14 protein-coding genes are annotated in these 17387 nt (G+C 71.2%); 3 read left to right on the forward strand and 11 right to left on the reverse strand.

Annotated elements, in window-relative coordinates:
• Window positions 1-3: 3 nt before the first annotated feature.
• The 6 genes from ACIRRU_RS10670 to ACIRRU_RS10695 form a co-directional block, all read right to left on the reverse strand.
• The gene (locus tag ACIRRU_RS10670) at window positions 4-1341 is read right to left on the reverse strand and encodes a CpaF family protein (protein ID WP_363202861.1); all 1338 of its coding nucleotides are present in this window, start codon (window positions 1339-1341) and stop codon (window positions 4-6) included.
• A 217-nt stretch (window positions 1342-1558) separates the two neighbouring features.
• Complete coding sequence (locus ACIRRU_RS10675) at window positions 1559-1879, reverse strand: TadE/TadG family type IV pilus assembly protein (protein WP_403678583.1); 321 nt, start codon at window positions 1877-1879, stop codon at window positions 1559-1561.
• Between the two features lie 186 nt (window positions 1880-2065).
• Complete coding sequence (locus ACIRRU_RS10680; RefSeq protein WP_403678585.1) at window positions 2066-2446, reverse strand: TadE/TadG family type IV pilus assembly protein; 381 nt, start codon at window positions 2444-2446, stop codon at window positions 2066-2068.
• Window positions 2447-2560: 114 nt separating this feature from the next.
• Complete coding sequence (locus ACIRRU_RS10685) at window positions 2561-3862, reverse strand: AAA family ATPase (protein WP_363202863.1); 1302 nt, start codon at window positions 3860-3862, stop codon at window positions 2561-2563.
• A gap of 6 nt (window positions 3863-3868) precedes the next feature.
• A complete protein-coding gene (cpaB, locus tag ACIRRU_RS10690) occupies window positions 3869-4576 on the reverse strand; it encodes a Flp pilus assembly protein CpaB (RefSeq protein ID WP_403678587.1) in 708 nt (235 codons plus the stop codon).
• 260 nt (window positions 4577-4836) lie between these two features.
• A complete protein-coding gene (locus ACIRRU_RS10695) occupies window positions 4837-5703 on the reverse strand; it encodes a hypothetical protein (protein WP_403678589.1) in 867 nt (288 codons plus the stop codon).
• A 744-nt stretch (window positions 5704-6447) separates the two neighbouring features.
• Here ACIRRU_RS10695 and ACIRRU_RS10700 point away from each other — a divergent pair.
• Window positions 6448-8175 (forward strand): chitinase, encoded by a 1728-nt coding sequence (locus ACIRRU_RS10700; RefSeq protein ID WP_403678591.1) that lies wholly within the window; start codon window positions 6448-6450, stop codon window positions 8173-8175.
• Between the two features lie 124 nt (window positions 8176-8299).
• On the opposite strand, the gene ACIRRU_RS10705 is transcribed toward ACIRRU_RS10700, so the two are convergent.
• From ACIRRU_RS10705 to ACIRRU_RS10725, 5 genes are all read right to left on the reverse strand, one after another.
• Window positions 8300-9601 carry an Nramp family divalent metal transporter gene (locus tag ACIRRU_RS10705; protein WP_403678593.1) on the reverse strand — a complete coding sequence of 434 codons (1302 nt, stop codon included), beginning with the start codon at window positions 9599-9601 and terminating at the stop codon, window positions 8300-8302.
• Between the two features lie 287 nt (window positions 9602-9888).
• The gene (locus tag ACIRRU_RS10710) at window positions 9889-11364 is read right to left on the reverse strand and encodes a GntP family permease (protein WP_403678595.1); all 1476 of its coding nucleotides are present in this window, start codon (window positions 11362-11364) and stop codon (window positions 9889-9891) included.
• Between the two features lie 212 nt (window positions 11365-11576).
• Complete coding sequence (locus tag ACIRRU_RS10715; RefSeq protein WP_403678597.1) at window positions 11577-11987, reverse strand: RidA family protein; 411 nt, start codon at window positions 11985-11987, stop codon at window positions 11577-11579.
• A 6-nt stretch (window positions 11988-11993) separates the two neighbouring features.
• Entirely contained in the window at window positions 11994-12752 is a 759-nt protein-coding gene (locus ACIRRU_RS10720) for an IclR family transcriptional regulator (RefSeq protein WP_403678599.1), read from the reverse strand.
• On the reverse strand, window positions 12749-14017 hold the full coding sequence (locus ACIRRU_RS10725) for a sugar kinase (RefSeq protein ID WP_403678601.1): 1269 nt from the start codon (window positions 14015-14017) through the stop codon (window positions 12749-12751). Before ACIRRU_RS10725 ends, ACIRRU_RS10720 begins: the two co-directional genes overlap by 4 nt.
• A gap of 132 nt (window positions 14018-14149) precedes the next feature.
• Here ACIRRU_RS10725 and ACIRRU_RS10730 point away from each other — a divergent pair, with 132 nt between their 5' ends.
• Together ACIRRU_RS10730 and ACIRRU_RS10735 are read left to right on the forward strand one after the other, a co-directional pair.
• Window positions 14150-15529 carry an alanine racemase gene (locus tag ACIRRU_RS10730; protein ID WP_403678603.1) on the forward strand — a complete coding sequence of 460 codons (1380 nt, stop codon included), beginning with the start codon at window positions 14150-14152 and terminating at the stop codon, window positions 15527-15529.
• A gap of 210 nt (window positions 15530-15739) precedes the next feature.
• Complete coding sequence (locus tag ACIRRU_RS10735; protein ID WP_403678605.1) at window positions 15740-17374, forward strand: amidohydrolase family protein; 1635 nt, start codon at window positions 15740-15742, stop codon at window positions 17372-17374.
• The last annotated feature ends 13 nt before the right edge of the window (window positions 17375-17387 follow it).

A 17387-nucleotide genomic window follows, 5' to 3' on the forward strand; every position in this document is an offset into this window, starting at 1 on the left:
TACCTAGTTGGCCTCTCGGGTGGCGAGTTGTCCGGCGCTGTCGGCGACGCCGAACGCCTGCGGGACGGGCTGGCTCGCCAGGTAGAGGCGGTCGGCGATCCTGCGGGGCAGCGGGAGGTACTGGAACTCCCCGTGGACGCGCCCGTCGGGGGCCATCGGCCGGGCGTTGAACCGGGCGACGGTCACGATGCGGTACGGGTCGCGGCCGTGCGAGTCCATCACGGCGATCTCGGTGATCTTCCTGGCCCCGTCGGCGTGCCGGGTGAGCTGCACGATCACGTCGACGGCGCTGTTGATCTGGTCGTGCAGCGCCTCGAAGGGGATCTCGACCTCGGACATCGACGCGAGGGTCTGGAGCCTCATCAGCGCGTCCTCGGCGCTGTTGGCGTGCACGGTGGCCAGCGACCCGTCGTGACCGGTGGACATGGCCTGGAGCATGTCCAGGGACTCGCCGCCGCGGACCTCACCGACGACGATCCGGTCGGGGCGCATACGCAGGGAGTTGCGGACCAGGTCGCGGATGGTGATCTGGCCCTTGCCCTCGACGTTCGCCGGACGGGACTCCAGCCGGATGACGTGGCTCTGCTGGAGCTGGAGTTCGGCGGAATCCTCGATGGTGACGATGCGTTCGGCGTCGGGGATCAGCCCGGAGAGCGCGTTGAGCAGGGTCGTCTTCCCGGTGCCGGTGGCGCCCGAGACGATGATGTTGAACTTGGCCTGGACGAGACCGGCGAGCAGCACCAGCAGATGTTCGTCCAGCGAACCGAAGCCGATCATCTCCTGGAGGGTGAAGGAGCGCGGGAAGCGGCGGATGGTGAGCGTCGCGCCGGTCAGCGACAGCGGCGGGATGATCACGTTGACGCGCTCCCCGCTGGGCAGCCGGGCGTCGACCATCGGGTTGGACTCGTCGACCCGGCGGTTGACGGTCGACACGATCCGTTCGATGGTCTGCATCAGCTGCTCGTGGGAGCCGAAGCGCATGGGGAGCTGTTCGACCTTGCCGTTGCGCTCGACGAAGATCTGGTCGGGGCCGTTGACCATGATCTCGGTGATGGACGCGTCCTCCAGGAGCGGTTCCAGGATGCCGAGGCCGAGCGCCTCGTCCACGACCCGGCGGATCAGCTGGGACCGCTCGACCGTGGAGAGGACCGGGCCCTCGCGGCTGATGATGTGGCCGAGGACGCGCTCCAGCCGGGCCCGCCGGTCGGCGGCGGCCAGCGAGGACATCTCCGCGAGGTCGATCTCCTCCAGCAGCTTGGCCCGGTAGGTGGCGACCAGATGGCCGTCCTCCCGTGCCCCGCCCTGCTCCTCCGGAGCGGTCATGCGTGCCCGCAGGCTCATCTGCGTCATTCTCCTCGGTATCGCGGATGGTGCTGGTCCGGTCGGCGTACGCCACGCCTCGGCGCTCTTCGCGGGGCGTCGTCCCCCGTACCTGTCGTGCTCCTGCCGGGGCTTCGCCCCCTCGTACCTCTCGTGCTCCTGCCTCGGCGGTCTTCGCGGGGCGTCATGCCCCTACCTCTCGTGCTCCTCGCGGGGCCTCGTCCCCGGACCCCTGGCGCTACTCGCGCGGCATCGTCGAACTGCGGGTCGCCTCCCAGTCGCCCAGGCCGGGGACGATGGAGGGGATCACCAGGCTGACCGTGGCGGTTACGTCGCTGCCGCCGCCCTCGCGGTACGCGAACCCGTTGCCCCTGACCCAGTCGCTGACCGCGCCCCGGGCCGCCGACTCCCCGGTGCCGCGCGCGTCATCGCTGGCAGCCGTACGGGCCCCGGCGCGGGCCGCCGTACCCGCCTGGTTGACGGTGTACGTGGCCACCCCGAGCTGGACGGCAAGCAGGGCCACGAGGAGCAGCAGCGGAAGGAAGCCCAGGTACTCCATGGCGACCTGGCCCCGGTCCCGGGCCGTGGCCCTGGCCCGGCGTCCGCCCGGCCCACGGTGGCGGACGGCGCGAAGCCGGGGAGCGTCAAGCCGGGGAGCGCGAAGCCGGGGAGCGTGAAGCCGGAGGGCGTGAGGCCGGGGGGCGCGGGCGGAAGTGGCGTGCGGGATGGTGGTCGTCGTCATCGCTCAGTTCTCCCTCGCCGAGCCGGCCTCGCCGGTGATGTGCGTGTCCAGGTCGAACAGTCCGGGCACCAGCACCGGCACCTTCAGCCGCACCTTCGCCTCGTACAGGTCGCCGTTCGGGCCGCACGTGACCTGGGCCTTGCTCGACCAGGCGTCCGGCAGGTCCTTCGTCGCGCCCGCCTCGCAGGCGGCCGCCTGCCCGAACTCGGCACCGCTCCCCTTGCGCGCGCCCACGTCCGCCGCGTTGCCCGCGAGGCTGAAGGTGTAGCCGATCAGGGCGCACTCCCAGAGCACGAGCATGATCAGGATGATGAAGGGGGTCATGCCCAGGAACTCGACGGCGGTCTGGCCCCGGTCATCCCGCCGCGCCGCCCCCCAGTGCATCCGAGTCTCCCGGGTCGTCCGAGGGCTCATCCGTCTCGCCCGAGGTGCCTGGGGCGTGCGGCCTCCTCGTATGCCGCTGTCCTCGTCCGCTGTCCTTGTGGTGGTGGTCATCGCTCAACGTGTCCCCTCGGAGTCCGCGGGTCCGCCCCGCCGTCGGCGCGGCCGTCCGATCGAGCCGCGGTCGTTCTTCGCCGTGCCGCTGTTCCGCTTGACCAGGGCGCTGCCCGGCTTCTTCGCCGCCGCCTTCTCCTTGACGATGCCCAGCTCCCCGGCGAGCCCCCAGAGCGCCTGCTTGACGGTGCTCTTGGCGTCCAGTTCGTGCAGGCGCCCGGCGTCGACGGCGGACTGGAGCTCCTTGAAGTTCGCGGGCACCGCCGCGGAGGCGACCCGGGTGCCGGTGATCTTCTGGATCAGGGGCGGCTGGATCTCGGTGTTGCGGGTGAAGCGGTTGACGAGGGTGACCGTCTCCTCGGCCTTGCGGATCTGGAGCCGTTCCCACATCCGTACGACGCGTTTGGCGCCGCGCACCGCGACCACGTCGGGGGTCGTCACCAGCAGGGCCACGTCCGCCATCTCGACGGCCGCCGCGTTGGCCCCGTTCATCTGGCCGCCGCAGTCGATGACGACGATCTCGTAGCGGGAGCGGAGCGCGCTGACGATCTGCCGGGCCGAGCGGTCGCTGACCTCCTCGCCGCGTTCGCCCTCGCCGGGGGCGAGCAGCAGGGCCAGTCCGGTGGAGTGGGAGAACACCGCGTCGGCGAGCACCCGGGGCGAGATGTCGGAGATCTGGGCGAGGTCGACCAGGGAGCGCCGGAACTGGACGTCGAGGAACGAGGCGATGTCCCCGGTCTGGAGGTCCATGTCCACCAGGGCCACCGCGTTGCCGGACGCCTGGGCGGCCAGGGCGATCTGGATGGCCGCGACGGTCGCGCCGACCCCGCCCTTGGCGCCGGTGACCGTGACGACCGTGCCGCCGGGGCCGGTGAAGACGTCGTTGCCGGAGGAGAGGTGGCGGCGGACCCCGGTCGACCACTGGGCGGCCGCCTGGACCCGGTTGGCGAGTTCGTCGTAGCTCAGCGGCAGGGCGACCAGGCCGCGCGCGCCGGAGTCCATCGCAGCGGCGAAGAGCCCGGGGCTCGCGTCGGTGGTGATCATGACGACGCCGACGGAGGGGAACCGCAGGGATACCTCCCGGATCAGCTCCAGGGCCGGGACCGGGCCGATCCGCTCGTGCACCACCACCACCTCGGGCAGCTCGTCGAGCGCCTCGCCCGCCAGCCGGGCCAGGGTGTCGATCAGCTGGGTGGAGTCGCCGACGGGGGTGGCCGGTTCGGCGTCCGGCAGCTGGCTGAGCAGCGTGGTGACGGAGCGCGCCGCGTCGATGTCACCGACGGCGGGGAGGATCCTGGTGGTCATCCGTCCTCACTTGTCCTTGTCGAGCGTGTAGGTGCGGTCGCCGGGACGGATGGTGCCGTCGCTGCCGGGGGCGACGAGCGCGAGGCGTACGTGCTCCGCGAAGGACTCGGCGTAGGCGATGCGCTGGGTGTCGAGGGTGCTCAGGGCGAAGGTGATCGGCACGGCCTCGGTGGCCTGCGTACGCCGGTCGTTCGCGCCCGGCTCCAGGGCGGTGAGCTTGCCGACGTCCAGCACCTTGGCGTTGGCCACGATGACCTTGGACTGGGCCTTGTCGCCCTGCTCCTCCCCGGCGAAGGTGGCGTAGATGTTGACCGTGGCGCCCGGGGTGATCTTGCCCGCGACGCCGGTGGAGGCGTCGATCATGATGGCGATCTCCTGCTCACCGGCGCGGAGTTCGGGTTTGCGCACCATCATGTCGGACTGGAGGAGGGAGCCTTCGCGGAGTTCGGTGACCGCGATCTTCGACTCGACCTCCCGCAGGTCGGTCACGGCGTTCTCCGAGAGCCAGCGCTTGGGCATCGAGATCTTCTCGAACTGGCCGCTGTTCAGGGCGGTGTACGGAGCCACGTTGGTCTTCAGCTGGTACGCGGTCACCTCGGGGCCGACCTTCGAGTTGACGTCGCTGATCACCGAGAGCACACCGGCGAAGGCCGCGAAGGCACACAGGACCGACAGGAGCAGGAGTATCACGCCGCGGCGCTGGCGGGAGTTCATGGTCCGGACAACCTCGTTCGAATCGGGTGCGTGGGGCAGCGGACGGGAGGTGGAGGACGGGGGACGGAAGGCTGACCGTGGAGGCGGAGAGCCTCGGAGGGGGAGACGGGCGGGGAGCGGGACGTGCTGCGGGCGGTTTCGGCGGGAGAGCCGGGGCGGGACCCGGCCCGAGGGCGGGGACGGGAATGGCGGGACGGGAATGGCGGGGACGGGAGGCGGGGAGACCGCGGGTCGGGTGGCCCGGGGCGGGAGCGGTGGGGCTAGGGGCCCGCTGACGCGTCGGCCCCATGGTGGAGGACACCGCCGGAGCCCGTCCGGTTCTCCGGGGGCACGAGCGGTGCGGAACAGAAGGCGCAGCGGTCGCCGATGAGTTCCATGGCGCACCAGTGGCACTTCTCCCGGCGTACGGAGGAGACCAGCTGGTAGAGGACGGAGAGGTCGGGGAGGTAGGCGGCGAACTCCACCAGCTTTCCCGTTCCCCACCATCGGGGCGAGTCGGCCGGAACCGCCGTGTCGTGCACGGCCTGGACCTTCCAGGCGGGCGCGAGGGTGTCCCGCACCCAGTCCGGCGGAAGGTTCCCCTGGGCCAGCAGTAGGTGGGTGTCGAACGCGGGCCCGGCCAGGGGTTCGGCGGCCGGGCCGACTTTCACCAGTTGCGGTTCGGGACCGGCGAGCACGGCGAACTGCGAGCCGGGCACCCAGGACTTGGCGTGGCTCTTGAGGCTGACGGGCACCCGGTCGAGCCGGGCCACGGAGTTGAGGAGGGCGCCCGCGTAGATGTAGTGCGAGAGCAGCCGGGCGGCGGAGGCGACCACCCCGGGACTGAAGTCGCAGATCGACAACTGCCGCAGCTGGCGCACCAGTACGGCGACACCGAGGGGTGGCAGCTCGACCTTGACCAGGGCGATCCGGTCGCTCTCCAGGACCGAGCGGATGGAGTGGAGGCGCCGCTCGTGCTCGGGGCGGATACCCGCCGGGTAGACGGCGATCACGTACCCGTGCTGTTCGAGCAGCAGGTGCATGTCGCCGATCGCGAGCTCCAGGGCCTGGGCGTCGGGGGCCTGGAGGAGCGCCGCGGTCGGTGTCTGCTGATCGGTGGGCGGCAGCACCAGATCGGCACTCGTCACTGCTATCGCGGTCGGCACGCTCTTCCCCGTTTCGGCTCCGGCCGACGTCGGGACGTCGGCCGCAATCGCTCCTGCTCCGTGCTCCTGCCCCAGCACTTTAGCCACGTCTCACCAGGCAGAGAACAGTTATCGGAGACCTGTGCGTCATCATCCGAACACGGTTCGTACGGCTCTCGGGTGTCAAAGGGGAGGAAATCGATTTCACCCAACCGACTTGCCCTCGCTGAGCGTTACTCAATCGCGCGTCCGGGAATCGATCACCCGCCCATCTGCGCACGTCAGCCGGGAAGCGGGCCCGTCGCGGGCGTCCGGGCCGGGTCGCCTCCGTCACCGTCCGGAGACCTTCACAAGATCACCCGTGCGGGAGGGGAGGAGGACGCTCCCCAAGGTCACGACCAGGCAAAAAAGCCCACCAGGAGCACCGGAACACTCCGTGGCCCCTCAAGGCCCGCCCGGGGCCTGCTCCGAGGCCCGGCGACGACCGGAGGGAACCCGACGGCCGCCAGAGGTCTTGACAACTCGATTGGTCTGGACCAGCTTATCCGCCAAGCGATGGCCACCCGCGTCACCGCGCATCCGTCCGTTCGCATCTCCGCGTCACCGCACGTCCGCGTCACCTCATCTCCGCGCATCCGTCCGTTCGCGTCACCGCACCTCCGCACCTCGCCATCTCTGCACCTCCGCGTCACCGCATCTCCGCACCACCGGATCACCGCAACTCCTCAACTCCCCCCGGAGGCACCAGTGGAACGCTCCGCAGGCAGCAGACGCAGACGACGTCACTCCCGTCCCGTGCTCAACGGCGCCCTGGCCGTCGTCGCGGCCGGCGCCCTGACCGTCACCGGTCTCGTCAGCACCGCCCAGGCCGCCGACGTCAACAACGCCAGGAACGCGGGCTTCGAGTCGGGGCTCGCCAACTGGTCCTGCTCCGCGAACAGCGGCGCCACGGTCTCCTCCCCCGTGCGCAGCGGTACGTCCGCGCTCAAGGCCACCCCGGCCGGCCAGGACAACGCCAAGTGCTCGCAGACCGTCAAGGTGAAGCCCAACTCGACCTACGCGCTCAGCTCCTGGGTGCAGGGCGGTTACGCCTACCTCGGCGTGAGCGGCACCGGAACGACCGACACGTCCACCTGGACCCCCGGTTCCTCCAGCTGGACCAAGCTGTCCACCAGCTTCCGCACCGGTGCCAACACCACCTCGGTGACCGTCTACACCCACGGCTGGTACGGGCAGGCCGCCTACTTCGCCGACGACATCGAGGTCACCGGCCCCGACGGCGGGGGCGGCGGTGAGGAGCCCCCGGCCGTCCCGGCCACCCCGGCGGGCCTGACGGCGGGCGCCACCACCACGACCTCCGTCGCCCTGTCCTGGAACGCCGTCTCCGGCGCCACCGGCTACAAGGTCTACCGCAACGGCACCCAGGCCACCACGGCCACCGGGACCTCCGCGACGGTCAGCGGGCTGACCGCGGACACCGCGTACCAGTTCTCCGTGAGCGCCACCAACGCGGCCGGGGAGTCCGCCAAGTCGGCCGCCATCACCGCCCGTACGGCCAAGCCGGGCACGGGCCCCGGCCCCGGTCCCGCCGTGCCCAAGCACGCGGTGACCGGCTACTGGCAGAACTTCAACAACGGCGCCGCCGTCCAGAAGCTCACCGACGTCCCGGCGGACTACGACATCATCGCGGTCTCCTTCGCGGACGCCACGCCGACGCCGGGCCGGGTCACCTTCAACCTGGACACGGCCGGTCTGAACGGTTACACCGACGCCCAGTTCCGGGCCGACATAAAGACCAAGCAGGCCCAGGGCAAGAACGTCATCATCTCGATCGGCGGCGAGCTGGGCACGGTCCGGGTCGACAACGACGCCTCCGCCACCGAGTTCGCCAACTCGGTGTACGCGCTGATGCAGGACTACGGCTTCAACGGCGTCGACATCGACCTGGAGAACGGCCTCAACGCCACCTACATGAGCAAGGCGCTGCGCCAGCTGTCGGCGAAGGCGGGCAGTGGGCTGGTCATCACGATGGCCCCGCAGACGATCGACATGCAGTCGACGTCGGGTGAGTACTTCAAGACGGCGCTGAACATCAAGGACATCCTGACCGTCGTCAACATGCAGTACTACAACAGCGGTTCGATGCTCGGCTGCGACGGCAAGGTGTACTCGCAGGGTTCGGTGGACTTCCTCACCGCGCTCGCCTGCATCCAGCTGGAGAACGGCCTCGCCCCGTCCCAGGTCGGCATCGGTGTCCCCGCCTCCACCCGGGGCGCGGGCAGCGGTTACGTCGCCCCGTCGGTCGTGAACGCGGCCCTGGACTGCCTGACCCGGGGCACCAGCTGCGGTTCGTTCAAGCCCTCGAAGACCTACCCGTCGCTGCGTGGCGCGATGACCTGGTCGACGAACTGGGACGCGACGGCCGGGTTCGCCTGGTCGAAGGCGGTCGGCCCGCACGTCCGCAACCTGCCGTAACCCCGGCGCGCCGCCGATCCACCGCTCCACCCGATCCACCGCTCTACCGCTCTACCGATCCACCCCGAAGACCTGTAGCGCCGCCGCTCCCCCGGCGGCGCTACGGCGTTTCACCCGGCCGGACTCACCACGGCAGTTCCCGCACCTGCTGGACGCACAGCACGACGAACAGCAGCCCGGCGAGAGCCAGCATCCCGTTGCTCACCCAGCCGTTGCGCCATTCCCTTGGCGTACGCCAGGAGTTGAGGAGCCAGAGCAGGGTCAGGGCGAGGAAGGGCATGAAGAACGCGCCCAGCACCCCGTAGGCGATGACCAGGCCGAAGGGCTCGTCCAGCCACAGCAGGACCATCGGCGGGAAGGTGAGCCAGAGGAGGTACACGCGGAACGGCAGCGAGCGCTGCTGGCGGTCGGTGACGGCCGGTCCGGCGTGCTCCGTCCCACCGTCCGCCGGGGCCCGGAACCGTTCCACGAAGTCGGCGAACATCAGGCTCACCCCGTGCCAGACCCCGATCAGCGAGGAGAACGAGGTGGCGAAGAAGCCCACGAGGAAGAGCTTCGCGGTGCCCGAGCCGAACCGGTCCTCCAGCACCTTGCCCAGGTCGATCAGCCCCCGGTCCCCGGACGTGAGGGCGACCTGCGAGGCGTGCAGCAGTTCGGCGCCCACGATGAGCATCGCGACGACGAAGACCCCGGTGGTGATGTAGGCGACCCGGTTGTCGAGCCGCATCACCTTCATCCACGAGGAGTTGCTCCACCCCTTGGCGTTGACCCAGTACCCGTACGCGGCCATGGTGATCGTGCCGCCGACGCCGCCGATCAGCCCGAGGGTGTAGAGCAGCGAACCGTCCGGGAGCACGGGCAGCAGCCCGGCGAAGGAGGCGCCGACGTCCGGGACGACGCGGACGGCCACGTACACGACCACCACGAACATGATCCCGATGAGGACCGTCATGACCTTCTCGAAGACGGCGTACCGGTTGAACCAGACGAAGACGAGCCCGATCAGCCCCGTCACGATCGCCCAGAACTTCAGCCCCGGCCCGTCCGAGAACAGCGCCACGATGGGCAGGGCGCTGGAGGACATGGCCGTCGCCCCGTAGATGAAGCCCCAGACGACGACGTAGATCGCGAAGTACACCGTGGTCCACGCGCCGAGGCTGCGCCAGCCGTCGAAGAGGGTGCGCCCGGTCGCCAGGTGCCAGCGCCCGGCGGCCTCGGCGAGCGAGATCTTGACGACGCACCCGATGACCGCGGCCCACATCAGGGTGTAGCCGAACTTGCTGCCCGCGATCAGCGTGGCGACCAGGTCCCCGGCGCCGACCCCGGTCGCCGCGACGACGATCCCGGGGCCGATGTAGGTCCAACTGGACTTACGGGGGTGGGAGGCCGGCTCCCCTGTCTCTGTGGTTGCGCTTGTCTCCGCCATGCCGATCAAGGAAGCGCAATCGGTGGTGCGGCACAAGGGGGCGGACGGGATCGGGAGGGAGGGGCAGGGAGCGGGACGGCGGACCACCGCGCTCACTTCCGAGGTCACCGGCCCAACTGCTGCACTATCACGGTCGCTTCCGGGGTCACCGGCCCACCTGCCGCACTACCACGGTCACTTCCAGGGTCACCGGCCTCACTGCCGTACCGCGACCCTCACCTCCGATCCCGTCCGCCCTCACTGCCGGGTCACGGGGCTGACCGTTCCGGCAGCTTTCCGGCGCTTTCTCAGATGACCAGGCTCAGCAGTGCCGCCACCGCGAAGCCCGCGACCGACAGGACCGTCTCCAGGACCGTCCACGACTTCAGGGTGTCGCGCTCGCTGATGCCGAAGTACTTCGACACCATCCAGAAGCCGCCGTCGTTGACGTGCGAGGCGAAGATCGAGCCCGCCGAGATCGCCATGATGATCAGCGCGAGGTGGGCCTGGGAGAAGTCCTGGCCCTCAACCAAGGGGACCACGATCCCGGCCGTGGTGACGATCGCCACGGTGGCCGAGCCCTGGGCGACGCGCAGGACGACCGAGATCAGCCAGGCGAGCAGGATGACGGGCAGTCCCACGTCGTTGAAGGTGTCGGCGAGCGCGTCCGCGATGCCGCTGCCCTTGAGGACCGCGCCGAAGATGCCACCGGCTCCGACCACCAGCAGGATGTTGCCGACGGGCTTGAGCGAGGAGGTGGAGACCGACTCCAGGGACTTGCGGGACCAGCCGCGCCGGATGCCGAGCAGGTAGTACGCGAGGAACAGGGCGATCGTCAGGGCCACGAACGGGTTGCCGAAGAACTCGATCACCGAGCGGGGCGTGGAGGGGTCCAGCGCGATGGAGGAGAACGTCGCGGCGAGGATCAGGATCAGCGGGGTGCCGATGATCGCGAGGACCGTGAGGAGCGGGACCGGCTTCTCGTGCGGGGTGACGCCCGCCGCGCGCTGTTCGGCGGCGACGGCGGCCTTGGCCTCCTCGGCGGCCTCCAGCATGTCCTGCGGGACGTCGACGAAGACCCGCTTGCCGATCCAGGCGGAGTAGACCCAGGCGGCGATGACGGACGGGATGCCGACGACGACGCCCATCAGGATGACCCAGCCGAGCGACACGTCGAACAGTCCGGCGGCGGCCACCGGGCCCGGGTGCGGCGGCAGGAACGCGTGGGTCATCGACAGGCCGGCCAGCAGCGGCATCGCGTAGAGCAGGATCGATTTGCCGGAGCGCTTGGCGGCGGCGTAGACGATCGGCGCGAGGACGAAGATGCCGACGTCGAAGAAGACCGGGATGCCGAAGACGAGTCCGGTCATCCCCATGGCGAGGGGGGCGCGCTTCTCGCCGAAGGCGTTCAGCAGGCGGGCGCTCAGCACCTCGGCCCCGCCGGACACTTCGAGGATCGCGCCGAGCATGGTGCCCAGCCCGATGATGATCGCGACATGGCCGAGGATGCCGCCCATGCCGGATTCGATGACCGAGACGGCGGCGGATTTCTGCACGGTGCCGAAGAGTTCGGTGACCGAGAGCCCGGCGCCGAGGCCGACGGCTATGGAGACCGCGAGCAGGGCGACGAACGGCTGGAGCCTGACCTTGATGATCAGGAGGAGCAGGAGGGCGATGCCCAGGGCGGCGACGGTCAGCAGGCCCGCGGTGCCGTCGATCAGGAGGAGCAGTCCACCGGTGTGCGGTGGGGTCTCGGCCGGCGAGGGGGTTGCGGCGAGCAGCATGGGGACTCCGGTGGTGCTGGAGGGCAGGGGGTAGCGCGGCGCGGCGCCCCCGGGGAGCGGGGTGCCGCGCCGAACGGCGTACGGCGGGAGGGGTTCTGCGTGGGGAGCAAAGGATCAGGGAGGGGAGAGCGGGATGATCCGATGCGGTGCGGGGACCGTCAGCTCAGCACCGTGAGGGGAAAGCCGGACGGTCCGACGCGGTGCGGGGACCGTCAGCTCAGCACCGCGAGCGCGTCGATCTCGATCAGCAGCCCCTTGGGCAGACCGACGTAGACCGTCGTGCGGGCCGACGGGGCCTCCTTGAGGTTCTGCTCGGCGAAGTAGGTGTTGTAGATCTCGTTCATCTCCGCGAAGTGGTCCACGTCCGTGAGGTAGACGCGCATCATCATCACGTCGTCCCAGCTCGCGCCGCCCTCCTCCAGGATCGCCTTGACGTTGGCGAAGGTCTGGAGGGTCTGCTCGCGCAGGGTGGGACCGGCCGGGGTGGGGGCCTGGCCCGCCACGGCCGGGAGGAAGCCGACCTGGCCGGCGACCTGGAGGATGTTCCCCTTCTTCACGCCGTGCGAGAACTTCGCGGGCGGCGTGGTGTGGGTGGAGGGGGTGAGGGCGGTCTTCTCGGTCATGGCTGATCAGGCTTTCTTGGGTCGGTTGGTGCCGGAGTACTCCCGGCTGATGGTCTCGGCGGTGCGCCGGACCAGCGGGAGCAGGGTGAGGAGTTCCTCCGCCGTGACGACCACGTTGGGCGCGGAGACGGACATGGCCGCGACGACCCGGCCGTCCGCGCCGCGGATGGGGGCGCCGACGCAGTTGATGGACTCCTCGTGGCCACCGAGGTCGGTGGCCCAGCCCTGTTCGCGCACCACGGCCAGCTCCTTGAGGAAGGTGGCCGCGTCGGGCGTCGAACGGGACGTGTACAGGGGGTAGTCGAGCTTCTCGGCGATGACGCGCCGCTCGGACTCGGTGAGGTCGGCCAGCAGCAGTTTGGCGACGGCGGCGACGGTGATGGCGACGGGCTTGCCGATCCGGGAGTACATCCGGACCGGGTAGCGGCTCTCGACCTTGTCGATGTAGAGGACTTCCTGCTCCTCGTAGACCGCGAGGTGGACGGTGTGCCCGCACCGGTCGTTCAGCGCGACCAGATGGGGGTGGGCGATCTCGCGGACGTCGAGGTTCTCCACGGCTTCCTGGGCGAGCGCGAAGAGCCGGGCGCCGAGGCGGTAGCGCTGGTCCTGCTGGCGGTAGACGAGGCCGTGCTCGTCGAGCGTACGGAGCAGGCGCAGCGCCGTGGACTTGTGGACGCCGAGGCGCTCGGCGACCTGGCCGAGGTCGGCGGGTCCCTGGGCGAGCAGCGGCAGGATGCTCAGCGCCCGGTCGACGGTCTGGCTCATGGCGTACGTACCTCCTGGGGGGCCCGGTCGGCCGCGGTCCAGCCGGGGCCGAGTCGCAGTGTCCCCCAGGCGTCCTCGTCGAGAGCGGCGAGCCGGTCGGCGTGGGCGCGGGCGGGCGGGTCGGTGAGGTCGCCGGGGACGGTGAGGACGGCGGCGGCCATCAGGTGCCCGTGCCGGGCCCGGTCGCGTACGGGCAGGCCGCGCAGGGTGGCCGAGAGGAACCCGGCGGCGAAGGCGTCCCCGGCGCCGACGGCGGCGACCACGTCGACGCGGAGGGCGGGGACGTGGGTGACGGTGTCCCCCGGCCCGGTGGCGCCCCCTGCCGTGGCCGTCTCGTCCCGGGCGGCCGTCTCGTCCCGGGCGGCCGTCTCATCCCGGGCGGCCGTCTCGTTCCGTTCGGCCATCTCGTCCCGGGTGGCCGTCTCGGCGTCGCCCGCATTCTCAGCTCGGGCGTTGCCCGCGGGGCGGGGGCCGGAGGACACCGTCGGGCGGGGGCGGGTGAACGCCGTCGGGCGAGGGCCGGAGAACACCGTCGCGCCCGCGCTGCCCCGCTTCACGACGACCACGGCGGGTTCCGGCAGCGCCGCCCGGACCGCGTCCGCGCCGACGATCCCCCACGCCTCCTCCGCCTCGTCCTCGCCGACGAAGACCAGGTCGGCGCGGCGGGCCAGCTCCAGCAGCACGGAGGCGTCGGCATCGGCGCCCCGCCACAGGTGGGGCCGGTGGTTCACGTCGAAGGAGACCAGCGGACGGCCGGGGCGGGGCGCCGTGAGGTCCCGCAGCAGCGCCAGGCAGTCCGCGGAGAGCGCGGCCGTGATCCCGGACAGGTGCAGGACGCGGCCCGCGAACAGGTCCTCGTAGGGCACGTTGTCCGGCGCCATCGCGGAGGCGGCCGACCCGGCCCGGTAGTAGGCGACCTCGTGCGTGTCGGCGCCCCGGTCGGTGGCCGTGCGGAAGTAGATGCCGGTGGGGCGGTCGGGGTCGCGGCGGACCGCCGAGGTGTCGACCCCGTACCCGGCGATCGTCTCGACCAGGTGATCGCCGAAGCCGTCCGCGCCGACCCGGCCGACCCAGGCCGCCCGGTGCCCGGCGGCGGCGAGTGCGCAGGCCACGTTGGACTCGGCGCCGCCGATGCCGCGGCCGAAGGAGGGCACGTCGGCGAGGCGGCCGGGCTGCGAGGGCAGGAACGTCACCATGGACTCACCGAGACAGACGACATCGGTGGTCGTGGCGGCGCTGGCCGTCCCTGCTGCGGGTCCGGACACGGAGAGCTCCTCGCTGATCGGCGTGCGGGCCGGTGGTCACCATTGACCGGGCATCGGCTCGGATGTTAGACAGCGTTGAGCGATATACGCAATGGGTGTTGCATATGGTGCAACGAACTTCGAGGAGCCCCCATGGCAGCCGACCGCCCCGCCGACCACGCCGCACCGAGCACCACCCCCCGCACCGCACCCCGGGGCGCGTCACCCGCCGCAGCCCGCTCCACATCGGCATCCGCATCCGCATCCGCCCTGGCGGGACTCGCCGACGAGCGCGTCGACCACCGCTTCAAGGCCCTGCCGCCGGACGCGGAGGGGCTGACCGTGGCAGCCCTCGCCGCCGAGCGCCGCAACCTCTTCACCGGCGGGTTCACCACCCCCGTCCTCGCGCTGTCCGCCGAGTCCGTCGAGCACAACCTCGCCCTGCTGGAGGCGTACGCGGAGCGCCACGGCCTCGCCTTCGCCCCGCACGGCAAGACGTCGATGTCCCCGCAGCTCTTCGCGGACCAGCTGAAGCGCGGCGCGTGGGGCATCACCGCCGCCGTCCCGCACCAGGCGCGGGTCTACCGGGCGTACGGCATCGAGCGGATCTTCCTCGCCAACGAGCTGGTCGACCCGGTGGCACTGCGCTGGCTGGCGGGCGAGCTGAGCGGGGACCCGGAGTTCCGGTTCGTCTGTTACGTGGACTCCGTACGCGGGGTCGAGCTGATGGCGCGTGCCCTGAGCGCGGCGGGCGCCACCCGCCCCCTGGACGTGGTGGTCGAGCTGGGCGCGGGCGAGGGCGCGCGCACCGGGGCCCGGACGGAGGCCGACTGCGCGGCGGTGGCCGACGCGGTGGCGGCGGCCGGGCCGCTGCGCCTGGTGGGGGTGGCCGGGTACGAGGGCGAGGTCCCGGACGCCGACCCCGAGCGGGTACGGGCCTGGCTGCGGCGGCTCGTCGCGCTGGCGGCCGGCTTCGACGCCGAGCAGCGGTTCGCCGGGGCCGGGGAGATCGTGATCAGCGCGGGCGGCAGCGCCTGGTTCGACGCGGTCGCGGACGTCTTCGCGGAGATCCCCGAACTGAGCCTTCCCACGCTGAAGTTGCTGCGCTCCGGGGCGTACGTCTCGCATGACGACGGGCACTACAAGCACCTCACCCCGTTCAACCGCGTCCCCGAGGAGGGCGCCCTGGAGCCCGCCTTCCGGCTCTGGGCGCAGGTGGTCTCCCGGCCCTCCGGCGAGCAGGCGTTCCTCAACGCGGGGAAGCGGGACGCGGCTTACGACCTGGACCTGCCCGAGGCGCAGGTGGTCCGCTCGGTCCGGGACGGCTCGGTGCGCCCCGCCACCGGGATCACCGTCACCGGCCTCTCCGACCAGCACACCTGGGTGCGGACGCAGGACGGTGCGGAACTGGAGGTGGGCGACTGGGTCGGCATGGGCCTGTCGCACCCCTGCACCAGTTTCGACAAGTGGCAGCTGATCCCGCTGGTCGAGGCGGACGGCACGGTCTCCGACTACCTCCGCACGTTCTTCTAGGGCTTGCTCCGTACGTTCTTGCAGAGCTTCCCCCGCACGTTCTCCCAGAACTTCCTCCGCACGTTCTCCCAGAACTTCCCCCGCACGTTCGTCCGGAACTTCCGGAGCCGCGGCCCGCTTGACGAGACGTGAAGAAGGCCGCAGCACATCGGTGAGCGCCGCGGCCATGGAGAAGAGCCCCGGCATCCCCCTCGATCGGAATGGTGACCCATGGACCTGGTCCTGCGTGACGCGCTCGTCGTCGACGGCACCGGCGAGCCGTCCTACCGCGCCGATGTGGCGCTCGACGGCGGCCGGATAGCCGAGATCCACCGGGAGGGCTCCCCCGGCCCCCGCCCCACGGCCACCCGGACGGTCGACGCGGACGGTCTCGCGCTCTCCCCCGGCTTCATCGACATGCACGCCCACAGCGACCTGGCGCTGCTCCGCGACCCGGACCACAGCGCGAAGGCGGCGCAGGGCGTCACGCTGGAAGTGCTCGGCCAGGACGGGCTGTCGTACGCCCCGGCCGACGACCGTACGCTCGCCGAGGTCCGCCGCTCCATCACCGGCTGGAACGGCGACGGGAGCGACATCGACTTCGACTGGCGCACCGTCGGCGGCTATCTGGACCGCCTGGACCGCAACTTCGGCGGCCAGGGCATCGCGGTGAACGCCGCCTATCTCGTCCCGCAGGGCACGGTCCGGATGTACGCGGTCGGGTGGGACGACCGGCCCGCCACCGACGCCGAACTGTCCCGGATGAGGGAGCTGGTGGACCAGGGGATGCGGGAGGGCGCGGTCGGCCTGTCCTCCGGGCTCACCTACACCCCCGGGATGTACGCGGACGACGCCGAACTGACCGAGCTGTGCCGGGTGGTGGCCCGCCACGGCGGCTACTACTGCCCGCACCACCGCAGTTACGGGGCGGGTGCGCTGGAGGCGTACGAGGAGATGGTCCAGCTCACCCGGAACGCGGGCTGCGCCCTCCATCTCGCTCACGCCACCATGAACTTCGGCGTCAACAAGGGCAGGGCGCCCGACCTCCTGGCCCTGCTGGACGGTGCGCTCGCCGCCGGGGCCGACATCTCGCTCGACACCTACCCGTACACCCCCGGGTGCACCACGCTCGTGGCGATGCTGCCCAGTTGGGCGAGCGAGGGCGGCCCCGCCTCGGTCCTGACCCGGCTCGCGGACCCGTCGAGCGCCGAGAGGATCCGGCACCACCTGGAGGTCATGGGCTCGGACGGCTGCCACGGGGTGCCGATCGAATGGGACACCATCGAGATCTCCGGCGTCAGCACACCGCACCTGGGCGCGTACGTGGGCCGTACGGTGGCGGAGTCGGCGGCGCTGCGGGGCGAGGAGCCCTGGGTGACCGCGCGGCGGCTGCTCACCGAGGACCGGCTCGGGACGACGATCCTCCAGCACGTGGGCCACGAGGAGAACGTCCAGCAGATCATGCGCCACCCGGTGCACACCGGCGGCAGCGACGGCATCCTCCAGGGCGACAAGCCGCACCCGAGGGCCTACGGCACGTTCCCGCAGTATCTGGGGCGGTACGCCCGGGAGTTGGGCATCCTCTCACTGGAGGAGTGCGTGGCCCACCTGACCTCCCGCCCGGCCGCCCGGCTGCGGCTGGCGGACCGGGGCCTGGTCCGCGAGGGCTACCGCGCCGACCTGGTCCTCTTCGACCCGGACACGGTGGCGGCGGGCTCCACCTTCGAGGCGCCGCGCACCCTGCCGGTGGGCATCCCGCACGTCCTGATCGACGGCCGGTTCGTCATCGAAGACGGCAAGCGGACGTCGGTGCTGGCCGGCCGGGCGATCCGGGGAGCGGGAGCAGGAGCAGGAGGAGCGGCCTGAAGGCTTCCCGCTT

The sequence above is a fragment of the Streptomyces sp. NPDC101181 genome (assembly GCF_044767975.1).
Classification (GTDB): Bacteria; Actinomycetota; Actinomycetes; order Streptomycetales; family Streptomycetaceae; genus Streptomyces.